This window comes from Parasulfitobacter algicola, assembly GCF_013315265.1.
Lineage (GTDB): Bacteria > Pseudomonadota > Alphaproteobacteria > Rhodobacterales > Rhodobacteraceae > Parasulfitobacter > Parasulfitobacter algicola.
In genome coordinates, this window is the sequence record NZ_JABUFE010000056.1 from 1 (window position 1) to 645 (window position 645).

At 57.8% G+C, this 645-nt stretch carries 1 protein-coding gene; it reads left to right on the forward strand.

What is annotated here, in order from left to right:
* Nucleotides 1–645, forward strand: a 645-nt coding sequence (locus HRQ87_RS20005; protein ID WP_174140213.1) for a transposase, incomplete at both ends; no start/stop codon positions are given.

Consider the following 645-nt stretch of genomic DNA (forward strand, 5'->3'; position numbering starts at 1 on the left):
CCCTGATCATTCGACGTTTTCTAAGAACCGCCATGGTCGCTTCCGTGAGAGTGACCTGCTACGCCATGTGTTCGAGATGACGGTTGCGCGGTGTATGGAAGAAGGTTTGGTCGGTGATCAGGGTTTTGCAGTCGACGCCAGCTTGATCAGCGCCGATGTCCAAAAACAAAACTCCAGCAACCCGGAGGATTGGGCCGCTCGCGAGATTGATCCCGCTGATGCACCGCGTGCCGTACGCGAGTACCTCGACACTTTGGACGACGAGGCCTTCGGGGCGGCGACCACAGCCAGGCCCAAGTTCACAGCCCATGCCGATCCCGCCAGCCAATGGACTGCAGCCCGGAAAGGCCCTGCGTTTTTTGCTTATTCTGACAATTATCTGATCGACACAGACCACGGCATCATCGTGGATGTGGACGCCAGCCGGTCCAATAAGACTGCTGAGGTTGGTGCGATGCGCAAGATGCTCGACCGGACCGAAGACCGCTTCGGCCTAAAGCCCGATTGGATTGCGGCAGACACCGCCTACGGTTCTTCCGACACTCTGGTGTGGTTGGCACTGAAGCGGCAAATCCTCCCCTTCATTCCGGTCTTCGACAAGGGCGAACGGACTGATGGAACCTTCTCACGATCCGACTTCGCATG